This is a genomic window from Mesonia maritima, from assembly GCF_042433895.1.
GTDB lineage: Bacteria > Bacteroidota > Bacteroidia > Flavobacteriales > Flavobacteriaceae > Mesonia > Mesonia maritima.
Map to the genome: position 1 here is coordinate 14,341 of NZ_JBHLUA010000012.1, position 25,551 is coordinate 39,891.

The following is a 25,551-nucleotide window of genomic DNA, read 5'->3' on the forward strand; positions in this document are numbered from 1 at the left end:
ATTAATAATAAGATTAGTTAAACTAAACCTTGGCAAAATGCTGAAAGTTTAGCAATATTTTAAGGCTAGTTGAATTGTTCTAAGCGTTCTTGAATTTCTTCCCAATCTTTCATTAACGTATGTAATTCTTCTTTTTTCGCTTCATAACGTGTAAAAAAATCAGGATCTGCAACGGTTTTATCATAGTTTGTTGCCAGTTCTACATCGTCTTCTTTAATTTCTTTTTCCAACTTACTTATTTTCGCTTCAACATTGCTCAACTTATTATTAAGCGATTTCAATTTCTTCTGGTCTTTATAAGACTGTTTTGTAGGCTTTTCGTTTAATGAGTTTTCCTCTTTTTTTACAGTAGTTCTTTTTTCTGCTTCACGTAGATTTTCAATATTTCGCTCTTGTAAATAATAATCGATATCGCCTAAATATTCTTTTATTTTATGATCTTTAAACTCATAAATTGTATGCGTTAAGCCTTGCAGAAAATCACGATCGTGTGAAACTAGAATTAACGTTCCTTCAAATTTTGCGAGCGCTTCTTTTAAAACATTTTTAGACTGAATATCTAAATGGTTTGTTGGCTCATCCATTACCAACACATTAAACGGTTCTAGCAGCATTTTAGCGAGTGCTAATCGATTTCGTTCTCCTCCTGAAAGTACTTTTACATATTTATCGACATCGTCGCCTCTAAATAAAAATGCACCTAAAATATCGCGGACTTTGGTACGTGTTTTTTCGTTTGCGGCATCTAACATCGTATCATGAACGGTTTTATTTCCGTCTAAATATTCGGCTTGATTTTGAGCAAAATATCCGATTTGCACATTATGTCCTAATTTCAGTTTTCCTTGGTATTCAATTTCGCCGACAATAATTTTTGCTAAGGTAGATTTCCCTTGCCCATTTTGGCCTACAAAAGCCGTTTTTGCATTGCGTTCAATTTCTAAATCTATATGTTGAAGTACATTTTTATTTCCGTAGCTTTTCGAAATATTTTCGGCTTCAATAACCACTTTTCCGGGATTTACAGAGACCGGAAAATTTAAAGTCATCACACTATTATCGTCTTCATCGACTTCAATTCTATTAATTTTATCGAGCTTTTTCTCTAAAGATTTTGCCATTGAAGCTTTTGAGGCTTTGGCTTTAAACTTATCGATGAGCTTTTCGGTATGCTCAATTTCCTTTTGCTGATTTTTTTGCGCGGCAAATTGTTGCTCTCTGCGTTCTTTCCGTAAGGTTAAATAGGTAGAATAAGGTTTTGGGTAATCATAAATTTTACCAAGCGATATTTCTATGGTACGGTTGGTAACATTATCTAAAAACATTTTATCGTGCGAAACAATGACTACACAACCCGAATAAGATTTTAAAAAATCTTCTAACCAAATAATACTTTCAATATCTAAATGGTTTGTTGGCTCATCGAGTAATAAAATATCGTTATTCTGAAGCAGTAATTTTGCGAGTTCTATTCGCATACGCCAACCCCCGGAAAAAGTTTCCGTTAGTTTATTGAAATCTTCCCGTTCGAAACCTAAACCTTGTAAAATACGTTCGGTCTCACCTTGATAATTATAACCGCCTAAAATTTCATATTGGTGCTGAACATCATTTAAATCGATCATTAATTGATGATACGATTCACTTTCATAATCGGTTCTTTCAGCTAAATCATGATTTATTTCAGCCAGCCTTTTTTCAAGCTTTTTGATTTCCACGAAAGCTTGGTAAGATTCTTCGAGTACCGTTCTTCCTTCATCAAAATCAATATCCTGACGTAAAAAGCCAATTCGCAAATCTTTTTCTTTCGCTATTTGTCCGGTATCGGCTTCTAAATCTCCCGCTAAAATTTTGAGCATCGTAGATTTTCCGGCGCCATTTTTCCCCACTAAACCGATACGATCTCCAGCACCGAGTCTGTAAGTAATTTCTTCGAATAAAAACTCTCCTTGAAAGGAAATTGATAAATTATGAATATTCAACATTAGTGTAACTTATGTAACAGGATTAACTGCAAAGATGCTTAAATTTGTACAGCTATAAAAAACTAGTTATGAAATTCTTGAAAGGCACCAAATTATACAGCATTATTACCGGAACTTGTCCAGTTTGCCAGGAAGAAAGTATGTATAAAAAATCGAATCCGTATAAATTAGGAAGTATTCACGATATGCACGAAAAATGTTCGCATTGCCACACAAAATACAAAATTGAACCTTCATTTTTTTATGGTGCAATGTATGTAAGTTATGGACTTGGCGTGGCTTTTTCTGTAGCAGCATTCGTTATCGCTCACTTTTTTTTAGGTGCTGACTTATTAGTTTCTTTTCTTGCAATTATTGGAACGTTAATCGCTTTTATGCCGATAATCATGCGTTTATCTAGAAATATTTGGATAAACTTCTTCTTCAGTTACAAAAAATCGGCAGGTCGTTAATATAAATGATTGAAGCGATTGCAATCTATTTCCGGAGGTAAAGTTTTGTCATTTTCAATGAAATCGATTAATTGTTCACTGACTGTGGGAGCCATTAAAATTCCACGACTTCCGAAACCATTACTTATGAATAAATTTTTATATTTTGGATGCTGACCTACTATTGTTCTTCGGTCGCGAACTGTTGGGCGGATTCCGGCTTGTTGATCTATAATTTTATAGTCACAGCTCATTACATCATCTAATTTATTCTTTAGATAATCACGCTTTTCTGAAGTGGGTTTAGCATCTGAAAAATTTCGTTCGTAACTCGCTCCTACTTTATATAAATCATTTCCTAAAGGAATAATAAACACAGATGATTTCAATAAACTTTCAAGTTTTAATTCTGAAGACTCAATGATAATATATTCTCCTTTATTTCCTTGAATTGGTAAATAATTGAAATAGGGATTTTGCATTACTCCAAAACCTTCAGCAAAAATAATTTTTCTCGCTGAAGTATTTTTATAGGAAACGTGATCAGCATTAATTAAAAGATTCTTATAATTAAATTTCTCTTCTTGGAAAGCATTTTCTTTTTGTAAAAGATTGATGGATTCTTTTAAATATAAATTTGTGTCTAAAATTCCCGCTCCCTCCATTTTTCCAAAAGAATAATTAGACTGAATGTTAGGAATGTTGCTTACTAAATTTTCCCCTAAGAAATCGCTTAAATATGGTTTATCTAAAGCTGCAAACCAATCGTTCTGCTCCTTAATAGAATTAAATCTTCTATATATTGAATAGAATTTTAAAATATCAATAGCTAATTCTTTTTCTACTGTTCTATAAAAAGCAGTGGCTTTTTTGAGTTGGAGATTTCCCTGCCAAGCTAACGTAAATTTCTTCAGCACTATTGGATTCATTATTCCACCAGCAACAATAGAAGATTGCTGAGAATAATCACTAATTAACGTAAAAGTGTAGCCTTTTCTTCTTAGAAAATGAGCTAAAGTGACACCGCTTAATCCTGAACCTACAATTATATAGTCTTGCATAAACAAACTTAAATTAAAAAACGCCCTCTAGAAAAGGGCGTTTTAAATTCTTATATACTAAGTTATGAATTTAGTAATTCCACATATCAGATTCAAAGTTTCTGATAGATTCTTTAATTCGTTGCGATTCTAATAGTTGCATAAGCGCATTATCTGCAACGTACTCATCTACTTCACGATCGCCTTGAACGTTGTCTTCCTTATAAATTACAGCGTCAAAACGCCTTGCATTTAATAAATGGTCGAACGTGAGCGGTTGTGCGGTATTCGATTGGTTAAAAACTTGAGCGTCATGCAAAACATTTCGAGCTTCTGGATAGAAAATCCAAAACAATTCTACCGGTTGAGCATTCGGGTTATTTTGACTTTTCGCATAGGCATCGATCACCATTGGGCAAATACCCAATAAACGGTAACGTAATTCACCTTGGCGAGTATCGAAATACCAATAACCTCTAACTCTGTAGCCTTCAACATCAGCTCCATCTACATCTGTTCTTCTAACAAATTGAGGATCTAATTCTTCTCCAGCGTTTAATTGCTCATATCCAGCTTGAAGTGTATCTCTACGAGATAAAGTAGGCCCTAATTCTTCTAAGGTTCTCTTTCTGTTGAAATAAGAATCAGCATAAACATTTTTAATTTCACCACTTCTAATTCCTTTTAAAAGAACATTAAATAAAGACATACGTTCACTCCCTAATCTACCTGTATCGATAGGATAAAGCAATGGTAAATTTACGCGCTCATCCAAATCAATATATTCCCAAGTAGTTTTTGCCCAAAGAATATCACGCTCGTCTACATAACCGTAAGGTAATGGTTCGTCATTATCATTAGCGATCTGAGCGTCAGTTTTCTTTCCAATTTCATCAGGCGTATCTGCGTTCAAAATATTAGTTTGAGCGTAGAGATTTCCTCCTAAAACTGCTACTATTAGTAATACAAATAGATTCTTCATCTTCATAACTTAATAAATATTATATTCTTAGTTTGTAAGCTGTACAATAACTGGAGATACAGGAGGAAGTCTATAACTAGAGTTTCCTGCAATTTTAGCTTCGATATCAAATATCTGTACTACATCTCCTCTTTTTGCACCTTGCAATGCACGTTTTGCAGCTCCATTTAATTTTTGTCCGCTTACTTGAACAATAGGCTGCCCTGGAATTTGCATTTTAAATCCAGAAACATTTAATTTTAATTCAAAATCAAAGTCTGGAATTTCAGCACTAATAGTTGAAATTTCTAATCCATTACGTTGCATTCTTACCGGCCCTCCATTTCCATCTTCACCTCTTACAGTTCCAACCGGACGTGGAATATCTTTAATTCTAAATTTCTTGCTATCTGAAACTGTTTCACCAGTTGGCAATTTACCAGAAACATTAATTGTAACATCTCGAGATTTTACGTTTGTAACATTCATAACATAATTTCCAGCACCTCCTGATGATCTAAGTCCAGGAGCATTTGCCGTTACACTTGGCACACCCGGAATTGAAACGGTCATCGGGTTATCTACACCACGATAGACAACATTCATTTTATCTGCGGAAATTACTGCTGAATTTGGCTTAGGAATTACAGCATATGAAGTTTTAACTGGTATTTTAACAATAGAATCTCCCTCTTTAAATTGTAGTTCTCCTGTAATGTTTTGCTCACCAACATTTCCAGCAGGAAAATCTAGCTGAACGGTACCAGTTGATCCAGCATCACTCACATCATTTCCATTAATCATCACCTTGTCAAAACTAAGCTGATCATCAAAACGACCTAAAACTACTTTACCCTTAAAATTTTCACCACTAAAGAAAGCTGTTTTATCCGGAATTACAATAGCTTGGTATTTACTCATTGATAATTGACTAGCCTGCTCACCTTGCATCATTGCAGATAATAACTGATTCTCTACAGTTTTTATATTATTCTGCCATTGAGTTAATTTTGTAAGAGATGCAATAAGAGGATAACCAATAAAATGATAATTGATCCATTCCTTTTTCACTCCTTCACCATCAACCACTTCTTCAGTTTTGAATTTTTCCTTAACGGTTGCTTCAATTTGTCTATACTGAGGCCCTTCTAACGTTCCTAATAAAGCAATCATTTGGTTACGATATTCATCCATTTCGTTAATGAACTTCTGACCTTCATCAGTTATTTTACTTTGATAAAACAATTCATCAAAATAACCCGATTTATCCATTGCCTCATAGTCTTCAGGATCATCCTCTGTTTCTAATGCTCCTTGTTTTAAACCTGCAATATAGTTATTCAATTCAGAAGAGATCTTTTGAACCTCTTGTGCTTTTTGTTGTAAAGGTTTATATACTTTGGGTTGTTCCGTAGCTTTTTCAGCTAAACCTGCCATAAAACTAGCGTTTCGTTGTTCAGCATTTTCATTAGCTTCAGCCAAATCCTCATTAATCATTCCAAAAGCAGTCAAGACTTCTTTGGACATATTTAATGCCATCATTGCGATGAAAACCAAATACATCAGGTTAATCATCTTCTGCCTTGGGGTTTGTTTTCCTCCTGCCATATTCTTAGTTAAATTTTTTAATTAATAAAATTAGTTATAAATATGGATTAAGCGTTTGGTCTCATTGCCGTTAACATACCACCATACACTCCATTTAGAGAAGAAAGATTTGAAGTTAACGATTGCATCTCATCTCTTAATTTAGTTGCATTTTCAGCAACAGCTTGGTTAACTTCTGCCTGCTTACTAGTAGATTCTAACTGAACTTTATAAAGATTATTTAATGATTCCATCTGTGTTGCCGCAAGTGTCAACTCTTCGCTGTATTTCTTTTGGGAAGCAATAGCATCTACAGTTGGAGACATATTTTTTGCAGCACCTTCAAAGTTTTTAATGCTTTCTCCTAAGCTAGACATTAATGCACCATCAATTTTTGCTTCTTTAAGCATAGCGTCTAATTTCTTAGATAACATTCCTTCAGCTTCTTGTGGAGCTTCTTTTTTAACTTTTGCAGTTGATGCTCCACCAGCTAGTTCAGGGTAAACTAATGACCAGTCTAATTCATCATCTACTGGTTCAAATGCAGAAACGGTAAATACTAAAGCCTCGGTAATTAATCCAGCAATTAACATTGCGTTACCAAAAGGCCAGTGCATAATTTTAAATAGGGCTCCTAAGATAACTATCGCAGCACCTAAGCCATACACCATATTCATTACCTTCTTACTTTTTTTTGATTTTGCCATAATAAAAGTTTTAGTTGTTTTAAGTTAAGTTAAATGTAAATATTTGAGTATTAATTGTTTTTTATTGAATATTGGTTATTGTGGTGGCTGATTCAATTGAACATCACCACTATTTCCTGAATAATCTTGCACAGTTCTAAAGCCAATATAACTTCTAGCTGAATCTGAATATTCATAATCACGTGTACTTACTTGTAAGAAATATGCAACGTCTTTCCAAGAACCACCACGAACGACTTTTCTTTTATTCTTTTTATCATTCACACTAGGATTCATAGAAGAGTAGAACTGATAAGAATCTGGACTGTAAGAAGAATTCACCCATTCTGATACGTTACCTGACATATTATACAAGTTGTATTCATTAGGCTCAAATGATTCAGCCTCTACAGTATATAATGCTTGATCGGCAGCGTAATCACCACGTAATGGTTTAAAATTTGCTAAAAAGCAACCTCTATCATTTTTAGAGTAAGGACCACCCCAAGGATAAGTTGCTCCTTCAAGCCCTCCTCTAGCAGCATATTCCCATTCAGCTTCTAAAGGCAAACGATAAACTCTTACATTTCCTAATCCTTTTTCTTTTCTGTAACCATTGTGATAAAGAGTCCTCCAGTCACAAAATGCTTTTGCTTGTTTCCAACTTACACCTACTACAGGATATTCATCATAAGCCGCATGTGAGAAATAATCATTATGCATTGGCTCATTGTAAGAATAATTGAAATCTTTAATCCAAACAGTAGTATCTGGGTAAACTTCTACTTCTTCTTTTATAATATAATCTTTTCTATTCCCCTGGCTTCTAGCAGCAGCCTCAATATCCATATACTTGTAACTGTACTTAAATTTAGTTACATCCATTAAACGCTCACCATTATAAGATTGTTCCGGTGGAAGAAAAATTTCATCCATTACACGAACATATGGCTCATCCGGATAGTCTGCAGTTTCCCACAAAATTTCAGGATCCCAATTTAAACTTTGATTCGTAGGATCGTAGTGAATAGAGTATTGCTGATAAGGAGTTTGATTTGAATTTGCTCCATTCGCACCTCCGCCATTATTATTGTTATTATTTGCAGCACCTTTAAACGCAAAGTCTTGAATGGAACCACCATTGTTTCCACCTCCACCTTGAGCTCCGCCACCGCCAGCGAATTCAGCCTCTTCAGCTAAACGCTGTCTAACGATAGAATCTCTAACCCAATTCACGAATTGTCTATATTCCGAGTTAGTGATTTCAGTTTCATCCATATAGAATGAACTTACGGTAACTGTTTTTGTAGGCGCATTTTTCTGGCCTGCTACATCATCATCAGACTTCCCCATAATAAACGAACCTCCAGGAACTAGGGTCATTCCATAAGGCTTCTCGGGATGAAAGTCATTTCCTTTGACTCCAACTAATTGTCCTCGATCTCCTCCTCCACAACTTGCAAGGAATGACATCACAACAACAATAGAAAATATTCTCTTCATAACTATATTTAGGTTAAGATGATCTTAATTAAAGGGCGTAAACCTATTTATTTATTTCCTAAAAAACAATAATTTTCTTAAAAATCTCTAAAAAAACAGTGTTAATATCATTTTTTTAAAGCTCATTTTTCCGCCTCGCTTTGTACCAACGTTCCGGAATATTCTGATTACAAGCTTCTAAATAATCTTGATAGGTACATGGTAATAACGTATTCTTTTTTAATTTATTGTTAAAATTTGAAGAATACGGTATTTCTATCCACCATCTTCCTGAGCGTTCACTTTTATAAAATACTAGAACCTCATCGTGGACAGGAACCTTATATTGTAGAAACTCATTTTTTGAAGATATATTGTTTTCATTTTTTCGAAAATTTACACCTTCAACAAAATACCATAAAATTTGGGACAGCAACATAGAATTATTTTTCGATAATTCCAAATTTTGAATATTATAAAGTCCGAATGAAGTTACCTTATCACTAATTCCCGCATAGCGAGATAAAGCGCATATTTCCCTAGTATTAAAACCGTTAGGCGAAAAAAAGGCCGTATTAGATCGTGTTTCTAAATTTTCAATAGAATGCACATCGATGCTTACAAAATCTGCATCACGCATTACAGGTTCTACCGTAGCGATATCTGAAGTGATCTCGCCCAACCGATATGATTCAAAATATAACTTATCTAATAAAGCGATTTCTTCTTGTGAATTAAAATAGGTTTGGTAACCAACATTCGCATAATTAAATAAATTATAAGGTTGATTTACCACCATTTTCCCAACATACGATTTTCCTGTTATTTCTTTTTCTGCATCGCCTAAATCGAAACAAGCATCTACATTTACAAGATTAACCATCTTGCCAAAATTATCGTAGCCACGATATTGCGCATAGACCAAATCTTGACTTCCGCCTAAAATAATTGGAATAATTTGCTTCGATAAAAGTTCGGCTAGAAGAGTTTTTATCGCAAAATAGGTATCTTCTACACTTGCGCCGGGATTTATATCACCTAAATCGGCAATTTTGGTTTGCCAATTTCCGGGATAGAGCTGATAAAAGGTTTTTCTAACAGAACTAAAATTAAAAGACTCCACAGCACCATTCACATCTCTTCGGCTTTCTTTTACACCGAATAAAACAATTTTCACTCCTTCTAAATCAGGAATTCCATTTTCTTCTGAATGAATAGCAATATTGTTTCCGAGGGAAGTTTGCGGAAAATTCAGGATTTCCTCCAGAATTTCTTCAGAAACCGGTTCTAAAAATTCAAATGCCATGAATTATTTCTTTTTAGAAGTCGTTTTTTTCTTTGTAGTCTTTTTAGCGCTCGCCTTTTTAGTAGTTGTTTTCTTACGCGTCGTTTTTTTCTTCTTGGTATTTTTATCTAAAATATCTTGCACCTCTTCTAAAGTCAGCGCTTTTGCATCTACGGTTTTCGGAAGTTCTATTTTTGTTTTTCCTTTTACAATTTTACTTCTTCCCCATCGTGCTTTTTCTACACGAATACCTTCATCTTCCCAATTATGAATAACTTTTTCTTTCTCTTTCTTCTTTTTGTCTTCAATTAACGCTACAATATCATCTTCAGAAAGATTATCGAAATCGTATTTTTTATTCACGTTAATAAACATGCCGTCCCATTTTAAATAAGGACCGAACCTACCGACTCCTTTTTGCACATCTTTATCTTCATAATTATAAATTGGGGCATCGGCTTTTTCTTTTTCCTTAATTAATTCTAATGCGCGATCGAAATCTACATTCATTGGATCTTCACCTTTGGCTAGCGAAACATATTTTTTTCCGAATTTTACATACGGACCGTAACGCCCGTTATTCACCTCAACTTTTTCATCTTTATACTCGCCTAATTCCTTCGGAAGTTTAAACAAATCCATCGCTTCTTCAAACGTAATATTGCTCAAAGTTTGCTCAGGACCTAAACTGGCGAATTTCGGTTTTTCTTCATCTTCAACAGAACCAATTTGAACCATCGGACCAAATTTTCCTAAACGAACGCTCACCGGTTTTCCGCTTTCGGGATCTTTTCCTAAAACACGTTCACCCACTTCACGTTCTGCATTTTCGGCAACATCTTGCACTGTTGGATGAAACTCTTCATAAAAAGAATTCATCATCTCGGTCCACTTTTCATTTCCACCCGCAATATCATCAAAATCCTGTTCAACTTTAGCGGTGAAATTATAATCTAAAATATTGCTGAAATGTTGCACCAAGAAATCATTCACGACCATTCCTACATCGGTCGGAATTAATTTTCCTTTGTCGCTACCCACCATTTCTGAGAGTGTTTCTTCAGTAATCTTATCATTTTTCAAACGAAACTGACTGTATTCTCGTTCTTTCCCGTCTATGCTTCCCTTTTCAATATATTTTCTGTTCTGAATCGTAGAAATAGTTGGCGCGTAAGTAGATGGTCGGCCAATTCCTAATTCTTCTAATTTTTTCACTAGCGAAGCTTCCGTATAACGCGATGGTGGTCGCGTAAATCGCTCGGTTGCTTTTATGTATTCATTTTCCAACGCATCGTTGGTTTTCATCGCTGGCAATAATCCTGCTTGCTCCTCCTCTTCATCGTCAGTTCCTTCTAAATAAACTTTTAAGAATCCGTCGAATTTTAAAATTTCACCGTTCGCAGTAAATTGTTTATCGTGATTATCAGCTTCAATTTTCACGTTGGTTCGCTCTAATTGCGCATCGCTCATTTGGGAAGCAATGGCTCTTTTCCAAATTAATTCATATAAACGTTGCTGATCGTAATCTGCATTTACCGAATGATTGGCAAAATTTGTCGGACGAATCGCTTCGTGCGCTTCTTGCGCTCCTTTTGATTTTCCTTTGTAATTTCTCGCTTTTAAGTATTTTTCGCCGTAAGCTGAATTTATTTCGCGCGCTGCTCCTTTTTTTGCTTCATCTGAAAGATTTACGCTGTCGGTTCTCATATAAGTAATATGACCAGCCTCGTAAAGTCGTTGCGCCATCGTCATGGTTTTACTTACTGAAAAGTATAATTTTCTAGCAGCTTCCTGTTGAAGCGTAGAAGTTGTAAATGGTGGGGCGGGTGATTTTTTTGCCGGTTTTTTGGTAAGATCGGCAACTTTAAAATTCGCACCGATATTATCTTTTAAAAATGCTTCGGCTTGTTTTTTGGTCTGAATATTTTTTGGAAGTTTAGCTCGAAAGCTTTTTCCTTCACTAGTAGTAAATTCAGCATCAATTCTGTAAGAGGCGGTTGGCGTAAAATCTAAAATTTCACGTTCACGCTCTACAATTAAACGTACCGAAACCGATTGTACTCTTCCGGCAGATAAACCGCCTTTTACTTTTCTCCATAAAACTGGTGATAATTCGTAACCTACTAAACGGTCTAAAACACGTCTTGCTTGTTGCGCGTTCACCAAATTATAATCGATACTTCGCGGATTTTCGATCGCTTTTAAAATGGCATTTTTCGTGATTTCGTGAAAAACGATTCGCTTTGTTTTGGCTTTATCGAGTTTTAATTCTTCGGCTAAATGCCACGCGATTGCTTCTCCTTCTCGGTCTTCATCACTTGCCAGCCAAACTAACTCAGAACTATCGGCTATTTTTTTTAGCTTCCGAACAATGTCTTTTTTATCTTTACTTACTACATATTTAGGTTTGAAATCTGCATCAACATCAACACCAAGTTCTTTGGTCGGCAAATCTGCAATATGCCCAAAACTTGATTCTACTTTATAGTCTTTCCCTAGAAATTTCTCTATAGTTTTTGCCTTTGCAGGAGACTCAACAATCACTAAATTCTTCGCCATTCGTATCGATTTTAGGATTACAAAACTATGGTATTTTTTTTATTTGAAGTATTTGCCCGATAATATTTGTAAATAAACCGCTTAAAAGAACCTTTACATAGCTTACTGAAAATCGCCTTTAAAGCTGAAATAATTTTTCACAAATCGCTGAAAAAATAATTGGAACAGTAATTACCTTATTATAATCCTATAAAATTTTTATCTGAACTTTCATTAAACCCAATAACTTTTTTATAGACAAAATAAATAGGCAAATGAACAAAAGAAGCCGTTACAAAAACACCCACAAAACATAGAAGCATTCCTATTATTTGCGCTAAAAAACTAGCAATAATTACCAAACCAAAAGTGATAAGCCATTTTTTATTTCCTAAAGAAAAACTCGCTTTAATAATTTCTGAAACACTTAATTCTGGATTAAAAGCAAAAATAATGGTGAAAAAAGAAAGTGGAATACTCACATAAATAAGTGGAAAAAAACAGAGCATCATCGCTACTAAAGAAATACCGAAAGAGGCTAAACCAATTACAATTATTTTTGAAATGTATTTTCCTTTAAAGTAATAAAAATAATTATTGACTTCAACAAGCACTAAATCTTCATTTCTACAAATCCTAAAAAATGCTGCTTGCAAGGCAAAGGAGACGACCATTATATATAATACAAAAAACATTAGCAATAATATATTGGGTAAGAGTAATAAAAAACTTATATCCTCATCTCGCACCATTTCAGGATTCTGTAAAAAATCTAGCACCGCAAATGGTAAGATTGTAGCTAAATACATAGGCAGCATTAATAAAAGTGATAATAAAACAATCACTAAACCTTGCACCCAAACTTTTTTAAACAACGCGGTTGATTCATCAAAAATATTTCCGAATTCTAATGAAGGTGCGCTATTGATACGTTCTTCAATTTCTTGTAAGTTCATCTCTATAAAAAATTGGTTAGTTACTATCAAAGAAACCATAATTTTTAGATTTCTACAAAAAACTTAGTGCTGTCAGTTTGTCAGCTATTTGTTTTCAATGTATCTTTGTCCCTCACTTTAATTTTGAAAGTTGATTTATGGAGAAGGTAATTGATGAAAAAAAACAAGGAACTTCACTAAACTTAGAACCTAAACAAGAAAACAGCCGTAAACTTTTTATCGAAAGTTACGGTTGCCAAATGAATTTTAGCGATTCAGAAATTGTAGCTTCCATTCTTGCAAAAGAAGGTTTTAATACTACGCCAAACTTAGAAGATGCCGATTTAGTTTTGGTAAACACCTGTTCTATTCGAGAGAAAGCAGAACAAACCGTTAGAAAACGTTTAGAAAAATATAACGCTGTAAAACGCCATAATCCCAAAATGAAAGTTGGGGTTTTAGGTTGTATGGCAGAACGTTTAAAAAGCAAATTTTTAGAAGAAGAAAAAATAGTAGATCTTGTTGTTGGTCCCGATGCTTACAAAGATTTACCCAATTTAGTAAACGAAGTTGAAGAAGGTAGAAATGCCGTAAATGTAATTTTATCGAAAGAAGAAACCTATGGCGATGTTTCTCCGGTTCGTTTACAAAGCAACGGCGTTTCGGCATTTGTTTCAATTACGCGAGGTTGCGATAATATGTGCACCTTTTGCGTAGTTCCTTTTACGCGCGGAAGAGAACGTAGTCGCGATCCACAAAGTATTGTAGAAGAAGTAAATGATTTAGCTGAAAAAGGCTTTAAGGAAATTACTTTATTAGGCCAAAATGTTGATAGCTATTTATGGTATGGCGGCGGACTAAAAAAAGATTTCAGCAAAGCTTCAGCAATGCAAAAAGCAACTGCAGTAAATTTTGCCGGTTTGTTAGATTTGGTAGCCAAAGCGCAACCAAAAATGCGTATTCGTTTCTCTACCTCGAATCCGCAAGATATGACGCTCGATGTAATTGAAGCAATGGCAAGACATCGAAATATTTGTAATTATATTCATTTACCGGTACAAAGTGGAAGCGATCGTATTTTACAAAGAATGAACAGATTACACACGCGTGAAGAATATTTTGAATTGATAGACAACATCAAACGAATAATCCCAGATTGTGCAATTTCTCAAGATATGATTGCCGGTTTTCCTACCGAAACCGAAGAAGATCATCAAGATACTCTTTCTTTAATGAAATATGTAAAATATGATTTCGGATTTATGTTTGCCTATTCTGAACGTCCAGGAACTATGGCGGCAAGAAAACTAGAAGATGATGTTCCTGAAAACGTAAAGAAAAGAAGACTACAAGAAATTATTGAACTTCAACGCGAACATTCTCATTACCGCACGCAACAACATTTAGGAAAAGTTGAAGAAGTCTTAATTGAAAAAGAGTCTAAAAAATCAGATTTACAATGGAGCGGTAGAAATACCCAAAATACGATGGTAGTTTTCCCAAAAGAAAATTATAAAGTAGGTGATTTTGTAAATGTAAAAATAACCGATTGTACCAGCGCAACACTCATTGGCGAGGCTGTTGGCTATTCAGAAAACAATTAAATTAATATTACTTCGGCGCAAGTTTAGAGAGTAGTTAAAGAAAAAATAGTTGAATTTCGAGGAAAACCTCGAAGCATTTAAATCTCGATTATCGAGTAAAATTTATGGAATCAGTTCAAGCTATAAAACAACGTTTTGAAATTATCGGTAACGATGCCGCATTAAACAGAGCTATCGAAAAAGCAATGCAAGTCGCGCCAACCGATATTTCGGTATTGGTTACCGGAGAAAGTGGCGTTGGAAAAGAAAGTATTCCCAAAATAATTCATTCGCTTTCGCACAGAAAACATGGGAAATATATTGCCGTAAACTGTGGCGCAATTCCCGAAGGAACAATCGACAGTGAATTATTTGGACACGAAAAAGGAGCTTTTACCGGCGCAACACAAACCAGAAGCGGTTATTTTGAAGTTGCCGATGGCGGAACGATTTTTTTAGATGAAGTTGGCGAGCTTCCGCTTACCACACAAGTACGTTTGCTTCGTGTGTTAGAGAATGGAGAATTTATAAAAGTTGGTTCTTCAAAAGTGCAAAAAACAAATGTTAGAATTGTAGCGGCAACAAACGTAAATATGTTTGAAGCCATTAAAAAAGAAAAATTTAGAGAAGACCTTTATTACAGATTAAGTACGGTAGAAATTCATCTTCCGCCATTGCGCGATCGTAAAGAAGATATTCATTTATTATTCAGAAAATTTGCTTCAGACTTTGCACTGAAATATAAAATGCCATCTGTTCGGTTAGAAGATGATGCAAGTGCGATGCTTACCAAATATCGTTGGGCCGGAAATATTCGTCAGTTACGAAATGTTGCCGAACAAATTTCAGTATTAGAAAAAACAAGAACCATCGACGCGCAAACTTTGAAAGGTTATTTACCCGATATGGGTAGTAATTTGCCTGCGGTAATTGGCGAAAAGAAAAAGGAAAGCGATTTTAGCAACGAACGCGAAATTCTTTACAAAGTGCTTTTTGATATGAAAAGTGACCTCAACGATCTAAAAAAATTGACGTTGGAATTAATGCAAAGCGGGAATAATGAAGAAGTTCGAAGCGATAATGAAAAGCTCATCAGAAAAATTTACGGAAACGACGAAGAACAAGAAGCGTACGAAGAAGAATTAGAAGAGCAAATGGAAGTACTTCAAATTCCTGAAAAAAATGAGCAAGAATATATTCCGCCAAAAGAAGATAAATATTCCTTTGCTGAAGAAATTCAAGAAGAAGAAACCCTTTCGTTACAAGACAAAGAACTTGAACTCATAAAAAAATCGTTAGAACGTCATGACGGAAAACGAAAAGCTGCCGCCGAAGAATTAGGCATAAGCGAGAGAACCTTGTACCGAAAAATTAAACAATACGATTTGTAATGAAAAAAAGTTCAACCTTATTTTTACGAAGTAGTTTTTTTATCTTCAGTATTCTTATTTTTTCCTGTTTTACTTCTTGCGGAATTTATTCGCTTTCGGGAGCAGATACCGGAAATGCGGAAACTTTTCAAGTAAATTATTTTCAGAATAATGCAGATTTAGTAGAACCAGGTATCGACAGAACATTTACTTTACAATTGCAAGATTTAATTCAAAGTCAGACAAGCTTAAACCTTACCAATCAAAATGGAGATTTGGTTTATGAAGGAGAAATTGTACAGTATTATGTTGCGCCAATGACTTCTACCAGTCAAAATACAGCGGCACAAAACCGACTTACCATTGCGGTAAATGTTCGATTTTACAACAATTTAAATCCGGAAAAAGATTTTGAAAAGCGTTTTTCTTTTTACCACGATTATCCTGCAGGTGAACAACTTGTCGGTTCTCGCTTAGATACCGCTTTAGAAGATATTTACAATAGAATTACACAAGACATTTTTACGGAATCTCTAACAGGTTGGTAATTTATGCAACAAGAAGAATTTCATAATTTACTAGAAAAATCAGTTTTTCTTACCGCTTCAGAAACCGAGCGGTTAAAACAGCTAGTAGAACAATTTCCTTATTTTCAAGCCGCTCGCGCCCTGCGTTTAAAAGGATTAAAACAGAATCATAGCTTTTCGTATAATGCTGAATTAAAAAAAACAGCCTCGCATACGTTAGACAGAGGAATTTTGTTTGAATATATTACCTCCAAAGCTTTTCAACAAGATTATATTGCTGAAGAAATTAAGCAACGTATTCAGACTGAAGAAAACAATTTTTCAGCGGAAGAAGAAAAATCGCACGAGCTTCCTATGAATTTAGAAGAAGCAAATAAAGTGCTCGATCCGGCTTTATTTAATCGTCCAAGTTCTAAAAAAGAAACAGATAATTTAGAAATAGGTAAACCTTTAGAATTTAATTCTTCAGAATCTCATTCCTTCTCAGAATGGTTAAAATTAACTAAAGCCAAACCTGTTGAAAGAGAAAATTCTGAAGCAGAAAATACCACAGAAGAAAATTCAGCCGAAGAAAACAGTAGGAAATTTCAATTAATAGACGAATTTATTTCTAAAAACCCGAAGATAAAACCTTCAAAAGAAAATCTACCATCATCGCAAAAACCAATTGAACATGACAGCCCAAGCAACCAATTAATGACCGAAACTTTAGCAAGGGTTTATTTAGAACAAAAAAATTATTCGAAAGCAATTCAAGCATTTAAAATATTAATTTTGAAAAATCCCGAAAAAAGTGGTTTATTTGCAGACCAAATTCGAGCAATCGAAAAAATACAAGAAAATAAAAATATATGAGTACGTTTACAATATTCTTAGCATTAATCGTTATCGTGGCCTTTTTATTGGTCGTGGTTATTATGGTTCAAAATCCTAAAGGTGGAGGTTTATCTTCTTCATTTGGCGGCAGTGGTGGCCAGCAAATGGGCGGAGTAAAAAAGACAACAGACTTTTTAGATAAAAGTACATGGACATTAGCAACCGTATTATTGGTACTTATTTTATTATCTAACGTTGCCATTATGGATAGTCGAGGTGTTACTGAATCTCGAATAATTAACGAAAATACTCCTGCTGCGCAACAAGAACAACCTGCACAAACTACCCCAGCAGAAACAAATACTACAGAAGACGCAGAATAACCAAACTGTCTTATAAATAATTTAAAATGCCAACTGTCGATGACAAGTTGGCATTTTTTTTTGAATCTTGACAGCAATCCCCTATTGGCATAATTTTCGAATTAGTAGAACTGAGTTATTTTAAAATAATACTAACTAAAATAAATAAACAAAATGGGATTAAATTTTAAACCTCTAGCCGATAGAGTTGTTGTAGAGCCCGAAGCCGCAGAAACCAAAACGGCTTCTGGAATTTACATTCCTGATTCTGCAAAAGAAAAACCACAACAAGGTAAAGTTGTTGCGGTAGGAAAAGGAACCAAAAAACACGAAATGACCGTAAAAAAAGGTGATAGCGTGCTTTATGGAAAATTTTCCGGAACAGAGCTTAAATTAGACGGCAAAGATTATCTCATTATGAGAGAAGACGAAATCTTAGGAATACTTTAAGCAAAAATTATTACCTGAAAACCTAAAATAGGTTTTCAACATTTTTCAGAATTAAAAAATAAACACTATGGCAAAAGATATAAAATTTGACATCGAAGCACGTGACGGAATAAAACGTGGTGTAGATGCATTAGCAAACGCAGTAAAAGTAACTTTAGGGCCAAGAGGTCGTAACGTAATTATAAGCAAATCATTTGGAGCGCCTGTTGTAACAAAAGATGGTGTTTCTGTAGCAAAAGAAATTGAGCTAGAAGATCCGTTAGAAAATATGGGAGCGCAAATGGTAAAAGAAGTTGCTTCTAAAACCAATGATTTAGCCGGAGACGGTACCACAACCGCAACCGTTTTAGCGCAAGCAATCGTAAAAGAAGGATTAAAAAACGTTGCTGCCGGAGCTAACCCAATGGATCTAAAAAGAGGAATCGACAAAGCTGTTGAAGCCTTAACAAAAGATCTTGAAAAGCAAACCAAAGAAGTTGGAAGCTCATCTGAGCAGATTAAACAAGTTGCTTCAATTTCAGCTAATAACGACGAAGTAATCGGTGAATTAATCGCTAAAGCTTTCGGAAAAGTTGGAAAAGAAGGAGTAATTACCGTTGAAGAAGCTAAAGGAACTGAAACTTACGTAGACGTAGTTGAAGGTATGCAATTTGACAGAGGTTACCTTTCGCCTTATTTCGTTACCGATAGCGAAAAAATGACAACCAACTTAGAAAATCCCTACATTTTAATTTTCGATAAGAAAATTTCTACAATGAAGGATTTAATGCCAATATTAGAACCAGTTGCAAAAAGCGGTAAACCTTTATTAATTATCGCCGAAGATGTAGATGGTGAAGCATTAGCTACTTTAGTAGTAAACAAATTAAGAGGATCATTAAAAATCGCTGCCGTAAAAGCACCAGGATTTGGAGATCGTAGAAAAGCGATGTTGGAAGATATCGCAATTCTTACCGGAGGAACCGTTATTTCTGAAGAAAGAGGTTTCACTTTAGAAAATGCTACGTTAGAGCAATTAGGTACTGCTGAAAAAATCAGCATCGATAAAGACAACACTACAATTGTAAACGGAGTTGGTCAAGACTCTGACATTAAAGCCAGAGTAAACCAAATTAAAGCACAAATTGAAAGTACTACTTCAGATTACGATCGTGAAAAACTTCAAGAGCGTTTAGCTAAATTAGCTGGCGGTGTTGCTGTACTTTATGTAGGCGCAGCTTCAGAAGTGGAAATGAAAGAGAAAAAAGACCGTGTAGACGATGCCCTTCACGCAACTCGCGCAGCTGTAGAAGAAGGAATTGTAGCTGGTGGTGGAGTTGCTCTTGTTCGTGCAAAAGCGGTTTTAGAAAAACTGAAAGCTGAAAATAAAGACGAAGAAACCGGAATCCAAATCGTAAGTCGTGCAATTGAAGCTCCCTTGAGAACAATTGTTGAAAACGCAGGTGGAGAAGGTTCTGTAGTAATCAGTAAAGTATTGGAAGGTAAAAAAGGATTTGGTTATGATGCAAAAGCGGAAGCGTATGTAGATATGCTAAAAGCCGGAATTATCGATCCTAAAAAAGTTACGCGTATTGCACTTGAAAATGCTGCTTCTGTTTCCGGAATGATTTTAACCACAGAATGTGCGTTAATCGATATTCCTGAAGATGACAATGGCGGCGGTGGAATGCCACAAGGAATGGGCGGCGGAATGCCAGGAATGATGTAATTCCCATTCTTTTATAAAGTAAAAAACCCGTTTTCAGTGAAAACGGGTTTTTTATTACGGTTAATTCAAATTAATCTGTTTTTCTTTTGGATGTCTAATTTCATAACTAAAGGTTTTGGTTTGTGATTCTTTAGCCGAAAGTTTTACATCCCAAGATAAAATTCCTGTTTTTTCATTGTAAGAAGCTTTTCCGTATTCTCGTTCTTCCACTTTAATTTCATCATTTTGAGAAATAGGAATTCGGTCTTCCAAATGAACTTCTACTGCTGTATTCTTATTATTTTTTAAGGTGATTTCATAATTACGGTTAAGAATTCGAGTTCCGCCAAAAAACGATTTATCCTTTTTATTATTTACTTGTTTTCTTTCAACTACAATTGAAGGATCTACGCCTAGCGATAATTTTAAATCTTTATCTATTTCTTGGGTTTGTAAAAAAGTGTTTCCTACAAAACTATTCTGAAAATAAATATTTGCATCTCCAGGAAGTAAATCGAAGTTTTCCCATTCTTTCATCGTAGCGGTTAAATAAACAGCAGATTTAAGCAATGGAGCGCTGTAATATTCATATTCCGCAGGAATTTTAAAATTCTTAATAGTAACCACCGTATTTTCTGCCTGAGATGGAATTGAATACGCTTTTTCAATAGTAAATTCTGTACTCATCACATTTTCCTCTCTCACCACATTCGGTGTTTGGATAGATTTTTCTTCTACTTGTTCTCTATCAGAACTCATTCCTCGAGATTTATTGGAATAAGCGGTCACTACAACTTCATCTAAAGTATTGTTGCTTTGCATTTGAAGATTCATTTGGTTAGCATAAATAGGAATACGTGCTGTTTGAAAACCTACATAACTATAAACCAATTTTTTTCCGCTCGTTATGGATAGATTATAATTTCCATCGAAATCAGTTTGCGTATAATTGCTTGTGCCTTCTTCAACAATATTTACGCCCGGCAACGGTAAACCTTCAGGATCGGTAATTGTTCCGTATACTTTCTTTACCGATGGATTATAAGGCCGATTGGTTTGGTAATAATTTTGATTACTGTTTCTTGAATTAAGAAAGTTTAAGTAATGTGGATTTACACTTGGCTTTTCGGTAGGGATTCCGGGATCGCCGGTAGATAATTTTAACTGAACATTTTCCCAGTTTACACCGGTTTCTTGAAAGACATTCGCTTTATATGAGAACTGCAAAGGACTTTCAGTCTTATCGGTTTTAATATCATACGTAGGAAACCAACCCGCGTTTGAAACATTATACGTAATACTTAATTCCACATTTTGGGAACGTGGCGCATCTAATAAAAGTTCAATTTCACCACGACGGCCAGATTGCTCACTCTTTAATTGATTTAATTCTTGCTGAATTTTAGTAGTTTCAGTCTGTAATTCATTTAATTGCTGATTAGTATCGTAAATCTCTGTTTTTATTTCGCTTATTCTATTGCGATAATAAACAGCGTATTCTTTTAATTTCGCTAAAGAAGCACTTTCATTATCGGCATTAATTTTTTTATTGGTAAGTAAAACCGATTCTTCCTCACGCAAACCTTCAATTTTATTCCGCAGTAATGTTAACGCTCGGTTTTTAGTGGCTAATTGCTTTTCTAAAGAAATCATTTTTAGCGAAGATTCTTCTTCTCCTAAATAAGTGATTCGATAATTTACAGCTGAAAGTGTTATAGCTCCAACGCCACTAACTTGAATACTATTCTGATTAATAGTGGGTGATAAATCTGAAAAAATAACTTTGGAACTTCCGGCAGGTAAATTAAAAGAGGCTTCGGAAGTAACTTGCGCACCGCTTAGGAAAACCGTTACTTTTTTAGGCGTAAGTTTCGGATTGATTTCCGTGGAAAAAAGCAACGTGGGTAAAAATAAAAAGAGGAAGAATTTAACGTTCATAATGACAGTTTTTTCTTCCTCTAAAATAAGATAAAATAATTTGTTTCTTAGGAAACCGCTTTTAACTTTTTAATGGTTGACTTCTGTAAAGCTTTTTCAGCATAACTTTTAGTCACTTTTAGTTCGTGTTCTTCACCTTCTGGCATTTCGAACATTGCATCGGTTAAAATCGCTTCACAAAGAGAGCGTAAACCTCTTGCTCCTAATTTATATTCTATTGCTTTTTCTACAATATAATCTAACGCTCCATTGGTGATTTCAAAATCGATATCATCCATCTTAAAAAGCTTGGTATATTGTTTTACCAACGCATTTTTTGGTTCGGTTAAAATTGCTCGTAGCGTTTCACCATCTAATGGATTCATATACGTTAACACCGGTAAACGACCAATAATTTCTGGTATTAAGCCGAAATCTTTTAAATCTTTTGGGATAATATATTTTAGTAAATTATCTTTTTCGATTACATCTTCAGACTTTGAAGCACTGTAACCAACCGCTTGCATATTTAAACGTTTGGTGATGTTTCGTTCAATTCCGTCGAAAGCTCCGCCGGCAATAAATAAAATATTGCTGGTATCTACTTCTATAAATTTTTGATCGGGATGTTTTCTTCCTCCTTTTGGTGGAACATTTACAGTAGTTCCTTCTAATAATTTTAATAAAGCTTGCTGAACTCCTTCTCCACTTACATCTCTGGTAATTGAAGGGTTGTCGCTTTTACGAGCGATTTTATCGATTTCATCAATAAAAACGATTCCTTGTTGCGCTTTTTCTAAATTATAATCTGCCGCTTGTAATAAACGGGTTAAAATACTTTCTACATCTTCTCCTACATAACCTGCTTCAGTTAAAACGGTAGCATCTACAATTGCCAAAGGAACATTCAACATTTTAGCAATGGTTTTTGCCATTAATGTTTTTCCTGTTCCGGTTTGACCAACCATAATGATATTACTTTTCTGAATTTCGATTTCATCTTCATCTTCAGGTTGTAATAAACGTTTATAATGATTGTAAACTGCTACGGATAAAACTTTTTTAGTGAATTCTTGCCCGATTACATAGCTGTCTAAAAAATCTTTTATTGCTTTTGGTTTTCTAAGTTTGAGTTCAGAACTCAAATCTTTTGTACCTTCTTGTTTTGATTCTTCGACTACAATCCCGTGTGCCTGCTCAATGCAACGATCGCAAATGTGTGCATCTAAACCGGCAATTAATAAATTTGTTTCGGGTTTTTTACGCCCGCAAAAAGAACATTCTAACTCTTCTTTTGCCATAAATTATGCTTTCTTCTCTTCTCTGGTTAAAATTTCGTCAATCATACCGTATTCTTTAGCTTTTTCAGCTTTCATCCAATAATCACGGTCGCTATCTTCATAGACTTTGTCGTAATCTTGACCACTATGTTTCGAAATAATCTTATATAATTCTTCTTTTAAGGTAATTATTTCGCGTGCAGTAATTTCGATATCACTTGCTTGACCTTGCGCTCCACCTAAAGGTTGATGAATCATAACGCGTGAATGTGGCAATCCGCTACGTTTTCCTTTTTCACCAGCGCATAATAAAACCGCTCCCATAGAAGCTGCCATTCCGGTACAAATTGTAGCGATATCGGGTTTTATAAATTGCATGGTATCGTAAATTCCTAAACCTGCATAAACACTTCCTCCAGGAGAATTTATATAAATTTGAATATCTTTATTGGCATCTGTACTTTCTAAGAATAGCATTTGTGCTTGCACAATATTTGCTACTTGATCGTTAATTGCGGTGCCTAAAAAAATGATTCTATCCATCATTAATCGAGAGAAAACATCCATTGCTACCGCATTCATTTGGCGTTCTTCGATAATGTTTGGCGTCATTCCAACCGGCGTCATGCTGGTTATAATTTTATTATAATAATTGCTGTTGATCCCTTGATCTTTAATCGCAAATTTTTCAAATTCTTTTCCGAAATCCATAAATTTCTTGTCTTATTTTATTGCTGAAAAGCGTTTGTATTAGTACTAAAAAAGGCGTTAGCCCAGTTTGGGTTAAACGCCTTAAAGATAAGTATTAATTCTATAAAAGACTACTTATAAACTTCCTTAACAAAATTTTCGTATGTTACTTCTTTGTTTGTAAGGTTCGCCTTTTCTTTATATAAATCAAGTAATTTCTTATTCATTACTTGTTCTGATAATTTTTTTACTTCTTCTTGATTTGAAAGTACACGACTAGCGATATCTTCTAAATCTTTATCTGAAGGATCCATTTGGCCGAATTGCGCCATCTGAATTTTAATGCGCTCTTTGGTCATTTCTTTTAATTCTTCAAACTGAACTTGTAATTCGTTATCTTGAATTAATTTTCCTTCGATTAATTGAAAACGAAGCCCCTTTTCACTTTTTTCGTATTCTTCTTTTGCTTCTTCGGCGCTTAATTCTTTTTCACCGCTTACTTGAATCCATTTTTGAAGAAATTCTTTTGGAAGATCGAATTTAGTTTGTTCAATTAAACGCTCAGTTACGTCGTTTAGTAACTGTTGATCGCTTTGTTGTTGAAACTGACCCTCTGCGTCTTCTTTAATTTTTTCTTTCAATTCTGTTACAGAAGTAACTTTTCCTTTTCCAAATAATTTATCGAATAATTCTTGATCTAAATCTGCAGGAACTTGTTCGTTTATTTCAGAAATTTCGAAGCTAACCTCAACATCAAGATCGTGCGCTTTATCGTGTTCTACTTTTAAGAATTCAACTAAATCGTGGTCGTCTTCAAATAAGCCTTTCGTTTTTAACGTAATGGTATCTCCTACTTTTGCTCCTACAAATTTATTAAGGTTTCTTTTTCCTTTTAATTTGTCTAATGGAAGTGTGGTGGTGTTTTCTATACCTTCTTCTTCGTTTTTGAAAGTTCCGGTTACTTGATCACCTTCTGCAGCTTCATCTTTCGCTACTAATTTCCCGTATTGTTTCTGAATGGTTTTAACTTGATTGTCAATCATCGTATCATCAGCCACAATCGTGTAATGTGTGATTGGTTCTTTAGTATCCAGATTAACTTCAAATTTAGGAGAAAGTCCTAATTCAAATTGAAATTCATAATTATCATCACTCCAATCAAAATTATCTTGTTCTTTTGGTAGCGGGTTCCCGAGAACGTCTAATTTTTCTTCAGTTAAGTATTTACTTAAGGCTTCTTGAAGAAGTTTATTTACTTCATCTACAAGTACCGCTTTTCCGTATTGCTTTTGAACCAAGCCCATAGGAACGTGTCCTTTTCTAAAACCGGGAATATTAGCCGATTTACGATAGTCTTTTAATACTTTTTCTACTTTTGGGTTGTAATCTTCTTTAGCAATTTCAACCTTCACTACAGCATTCAGCTCGTCGATATTTTCTCTTGTGATGTTCATTCTTAACTATTCTTTCTAAAAATTGGAGTGCAAAATTACAATTTATTTACCTGCCAACCAAGTTTTTAATTAGCGGGATTTTGATTTTTCAAATGCTTTAAATAGAATTGATTGACAAAATGAAAGTAATAAGCTAAATAGTAATGCCCACCAAAATCCGTCTACGTAAAAACCGGTTACCAAACCAGTAACCATTAAAATTATTAATGCGTTAATTACCAATAAAAATAAACCGAAGGTTATAATAGTTACCGGTAACGTAAAAAGTATTAAAATGGGTTTTACCAAAATATTCATAATACCGAGCACTATGGCAATAAAAATTCCCGTAAGGTAGTTCCTAACCGCAACGCCTGGCAGTAGATTTGCTAAAGCAACAACAATAAATGCGGTGATGAGTATTCGAAGGATTAATTTCATTTTATAATTTTTTATAAAAATAAAAAAGTGCCGATTGATTTCGGCACTTTTATAATCATTTTAAG

Annotated in this window: 22 protein-coding genes; 8 read left to right on the forward strand and 14 right to left on the reverse strand. The window is 34.6% G+C overall.

Annotated elements, in window-relative coordinates:
- Positions 1-65 precede the first annotated feature (65 nt).
- Positions 66-1,985 carry an ABC-F family ATP-binding cassette domain-containing protein gene (locus ACFFGL_RS06850; protein ID WP_309727132.1) on the reverse strand — a complete coding sequence of 640 codons (1,920 nt, stop codon included), beginning with the start codon at positions 1,983-1,985 and terminating at the stop codon, positions 66-68.
- Positions 1,986-2,053: 68 nt separating this feature from the next.
- On the opposite strand from ACFFGL_RS06850, the gene ACFFGL_RS06855 reads away from it, so the two are divergent.
- On the forward strand, positions 2,054-2,437 hold the full coding sequence (locus ACFFGL_RS06855) for a DUF983 domain-containing protein (protein WP_309727131.1): 384 nt from the start codon (positions 2,054-2,056) through the stop codon (positions 2,435-2,437).
- Here the strand turns inward: ACFFGL_RS06855 and ACFFGL_RS06860 are convergent.
- The 8 genes from ACFFGL_RS06860 to ACFFGL_RS06895 form a co-directional block, all read right to left on the reverse strand.
- Positions 2,434-3,477 carry an NAD(P)/FAD-dependent oxidoreductase gene (locus tag ACFFGL_RS06860; protein ID WP_309727130.1) on the reverse strand — a complete coding sequence of 348 codons (1,044 nt, stop codon included), beginning with the start codon at positions 3,475-3,477 and terminating at the stop codon, positions 2,434-2,436. The two genes, ACFFGL_RS06855 and ACFFGL_RS06860, sit on opposite strands and share 4 nt — an antisense overlap.
- Positions 3,478-3,547: 70 nt before the next feature.
- Positions 3,548-4,444: a type IX secretion system ring subunit PorN/GldN gene (gene porN / locus ACFFGL_RS06865; RefSeq protein ID WP_309727129.1), complete on the reverse strand. Its 897-nt coding sequence runs from the start codon at positions 4,442-4,444 to the stop codon at positions 3,548-3,550.
- A gap of 21 nt (positions 4,445-4,465) precedes the next feature.
- Positions 4,466-6,025: a type IX secretion system motor protein PorM/GldM gene (porM, locus tag ACFFGL_RS06870; RefSeq protein WP_309727128.1), complete on the reverse strand. Its 1,560-nt coding sequence runs from the start codon at positions 6,023-6,025 to the stop codon at positions 4,466-4,468.
- Between the two features lie 47 nt (positions 6,026-6,072).
- On the reverse strand, positions 6,073-6,711 hold the full coding sequence (gene porL / locus ACFFGL_RS06875; protein WP_309727127.1) for a type IX secretion system motor protein PorL/GldL: 639 nt from the start codon (positions 6,709-6,711) through the stop codon (positions 6,073-6,075).
- Between the two features lie 75 nt (positions 6,712-6,786).
- On the reverse strand, positions 6,787-8,193 hold the full coding sequence (porK, locus tag ACFFGL_RS06880) for a T9SS ring complex lipoprotein PorK/GldK (protein WP_309727126.1): 1,407 nt from the start codon (positions 8,191-8,193) through the stop codon (positions 6,787-6,789).
- Positions 8,194-8,308: 115 nt separating this feature from the next.
- Positions 8,309-9,478 (reverse strand): formimidoylglutamase, encoded by a 1,170-nt coding sequence (locus tag ACFFGL_RS06885; protein ID WP_309727125.1) that lies wholly within the window; start codon positions 9,476-9,478, stop codon positions 8,309-8,311.
- A 3-nt stretch (positions 9,479-9,481) separates the two neighbouring features.
- Positions 9,482-12,016 (reverse strand): type I DNA topoisomerase, encoded by a 2,535-nt coding sequence (gene topA / locus ACFFGL_RS06890; protein WP_309727124.1) that lies wholly within the window; start codon positions 12,014-12,016, stop codon positions 9,482-9,484.
- A 179-nt stretch (positions 12,017-12,195) separates the two neighbouring features.
- Entirely contained in the window at positions 12,196-12,951 is a 756-nt protein-coding gene (locus ACFFGL_RS06895; protein ID WP_309727123.1) for a hypothetical protein, read from the reverse strand.
- A 137-nt stretch (positions 12,952-13,088) separates the two neighbouring features.
- On the opposite strand from ACFFGL_RS06895, the gene miaB reads away from it, so the two are divergent.
- From miaB to groL, 7 genes are all read left to right on the forward strand, one after another.
- On the forward strand, positions 13,089-14,534 hold the full coding sequence (miaB, locus tag ACFFGL_RS06900; RefSeq protein ID WP_309727122.1) for a tRNA (N6-isopentenyl adenosine(37)-C2)-methylthiotransferase MiaB: 1,446 nt from the start codon (positions 13,089-13,091) through the stop codon (positions 14,532-14,534).
- Between the two features lie 104 nt (positions 14,535-14,638).
- Positions 14,639-15,904, forward strand: a complete 1,266-nt coding sequence (locus tag ACFFGL_RS06905; RefSeq protein ID WP_309727121.1) for a sigma-54 interaction domain-containing protein — start codon at positions 14,639-14,641, stop codon at positions 15,902-15,904.
- Positions 15,904-16,431, forward strand: a complete 528-nt coding sequence (locus ACFFGL_RS06910) for an LptE family protein (RefSeq protein ID WP_309727120.1) — start codon at positions 15,904-15,906, stop codon at positions 16,429-16,431. The genes ACFFGL_RS06905 and ACFFGL_RS06910 overlap by 1 nt, the downstream gene beginning before the upstream one ends.
- Positions 16,432-16,434: 3 nt before the next feature.
- Positions 16,435-17,265: a hypothetical protein gene (locus ACFFGL_RS06915; RefSeq protein ID WP_309727119.1), complete on the forward strand. Its 831-nt coding sequence runs from the start codon at positions 16,435-16,437 to the stop codon at positions 17,263-17,265.
- A complete protein-coding gene (gene secG / locus ACFFGL_RS06920) occupies positions 17,262-17,609 on the forward strand; it encodes a preprotein translocase subunit SecG (RefSeq protein WP_309727118.1) in 348 nt (115 codons plus the stop codon). The genes ACFFGL_RS06915 and secG overlap by 4 nt, the downstream gene beginning before the upstream one ends.
- A gap of 153 nt (positions 17,610-17,762) precedes the next feature.
- Positions 17,763-18,038, forward strand: coding sequence for a co-chaperone GroES (locus ACFFGL_RS06925; protein WP_309727117.1), 276 nt, complete (start codon positions 17,763-17,765; stop codon positions 18,036-18,038).
- A gap of 67 nt (positions 18,039-18,105) precedes the next feature.
- Positions 18,106-19,746 (forward strand): chaperonin GroEL, encoded by a 1,641-nt coding sequence (gene groL / locus ACFFGL_RS06930; protein ID WP_309727116.1) that lies wholly within the window; start codon positions 18,106-18,108, stop codon positions 19,744-19,746.
- Between the two features lie 60 nt (positions 19,747-19,806).
- Here groL and ACFFGL_RS06935 read toward each other — a convergent pair whose 3' ends face one another.
- The 5 genes from ACFFGL_RS06935 to ACFFGL_RS06955 all read right to left on the reverse strand — a co-directional run bounded on the left by ACFFGL_RS06935 (position 19,807) and on the right by ACFFGL_RS06955 (position 25,486).
- On the reverse strand, positions 19,807-21,663 hold the full coding sequence (locus tag ACFFGL_RS06935; RefSeq protein WP_309727115.1) for a mucoidy inhibitor MuiA family protein: 1,857 nt from the start codon (positions 21,661-21,663) through the stop codon (positions 19,807-19,809).
- Between the two features lie 47 nt (positions 21,664-21,710).
- The gene (clpX, locus tag ACFFGL_RS06940) at positions 21,711-22,943 is read right to left on the reverse strand and encodes an ATP-dependent Clp protease ATP-binding subunit ClpX (protein ID WP_309727114.1); all 1,233 of its coding nucleotides are present in this window, start codon (positions 22,941-22,943) and stop codon (positions 21,711-21,713) included.
- Between the two features lie 3 nt (positions 22,944-22,946).
- The gene (clpP, locus tag ACFFGL_RS06945; RefSeq protein ID WP_309727113.1) at positions 22,947-23,633 is read right to left on the reverse strand and encodes an ATP-dependent Clp endopeptidase proteolytic subunit ClpP; all 687 of its coding nucleotides are present in this window, start codon (positions 23,631-23,633) and stop codon (positions 22,947-22,949) included.
- Between the two features lie 110 nt (positions 23,634-23,743).
- A complete protein-coding gene (tig, locus tag ACFFGL_RS06950; protein ID WP_309727112.1) occupies positions 23,744-25,066 on the reverse strand; it encodes a trigger factor in 1,323 nt (440 codons plus the stop codon).
- A gap of 69 nt (positions 25,067-25,135) precedes the next feature.
- The gene (locus tag ACFFGL_RS06955) at positions 25,136-25,486 is read right to left on the reverse strand and encodes a phage holin family protein (protein WP_309727111.1); all 351 of its coding nucleotides are present in this window, start codon (positions 25,484-25,486) and stop codon (positions 25,136-25,138) included.
- Positions 25,487-25,551: the final 65 nt, after the last annotated feature.

Coding starts and splice junctions, on each gene's coding strand:
- ACFFGL_RS06850 (WP_309727132.1), bottom strand. CDS start 1,985: ATGTTGAATATTCATAATTTATCAATTTCCTTTCAAGGAGAGTTTTTA.
- ACFFGL_RS06855 (WP_309727131.1), top strand. CDS start 2,054: ATGAAATTCTTGAAAGGCACCAAATTATACAGCATTATTACCGGAACT.
- ACFFGL_RS06860 (WP_309727130.1), bottom strand. CDS start 3,477: ATGCAAGACTATATAATTGTAGGTTCAGGATTAAGCGGTGTCACTTTA.
- porN (WP_309727129.1), bottom strand. CDS start 4,444: ATGAAGATGAAGAATCTATTTGTATTACTAATAGTAGCAGTTTTAGGA.
- porM (WP_309727128.1), bottom strand. CDS start 6,025: ATGGCAGGAGGAAAACAAACCCCAAGGCAGAAGATGATTAACCTGATG.
- porL (WP_309727127.1), bottom strand. CDS start 6,711: ATGGCAAAATCAAAAAAAAGTAAGAAGGTAATGAATATGGTGTATGGC.
- porK (WP_309727126.1), bottom strand. CDS start 8,193: ATGAAGAGAATATTTTCTATTGTTGTTGTGATGTCATTCCTTGCAAGT.
- ACFFGL_RS06885 (WP_309727125.1), bottom strand. CDS start 9,478: ATGGCATTTGAATTTTTAGAACCGGTTTCTGAAGAAATTCTGGAGGAA.
- topA (WP_309727124.1), bottom strand. CDS start 12,016: ATGGCGAAGAATTTAGTGATTGTTGAGTCTCCTGCAAAGGCAAAAACT.
- ACFFGL_RS06895 (WP_309727123.1), bottom strand. CDS start 12,951: ATGAACTTACAAGAAATTGAAGAACGTATCAATAGCGCACCTTCATTA.
- miaB (WP_309727122.1), top strand. CDS start 13,089: ATGGAGAAGGTAATTGATGAAAAAAAACAAGGAACTTCACTAAACTTA.
- ACFFGL_RS06905 (WP_309727121.1), top strand. CDS start 14,639: ATGGAATCAGTTCAAGCTATAAAACAACGTTTTGAAATTATCGGTAAC.
- ACFFGL_RS06910 (WP_309727120.1), top strand. CDS start 15,904: ATGAAAAAAAGTTCAACCTTATTTTTACGAAGTAGTTTTTTTATCTTC.
- ACFFGL_RS06915 (WP_309727119.1), top strand. CDS start 16,435: ATGCAACAAGAAGAATTTCATAATTTACTAGAAAAATCAGTTTTTCTT.
- secG (WP_309727118.1), top strand. CDS start 17,262: ATGAGTACGTTTACAATATTCTTAGCATTAATCGTTATCGTGGCCTTT.
- ACFFGL_RS06925 (WP_309727117.1), top strand. CDS start 17,763: ATGGGATTAAATTTTAAACCTCTAGCCGATAGAGTTGTTGTAGAGCCC.
- groL (WP_309727116.1), top strand. CDS start 18,106: ATGGCAAAAGATATAAAATTTGACATCGAAGCACGTGACGGAATAAAA.
- ACFFGL_RS06935 (WP_309727115.1), bottom strand. CDS start 21,663: ATGAACGTTAAATTCTTCCTCTTTTTATTTTTACCCACGTTGCTTTTT.
- clpX (WP_309727114.1), bottom strand. CDS start 22,943: ATGGCAAAAGAAGAGTTAGAATGTTCTTTTTGCGGGCGTAAAAAACCC.
- clpP (WP_309727113.1), bottom strand. CDS start 23,633: ATGGATTTCGGAAAAGAATTTGAAAAATTTGCGATTAAAGATCAAGGG.
- tig (WP_309727112.1), bottom strand. CDS start 25,066: ATGAACATCACAAGAGAAAATATCGACGAGCTGAATGCTGTAGTGAAG.
- ACFFGL_RS06955 (WP_309727111.1), bottom strand. CDS start 25,486: ATGAAATTAATCCTTCGAATACTCATCACCGCATTTATTGTTGTTGCT.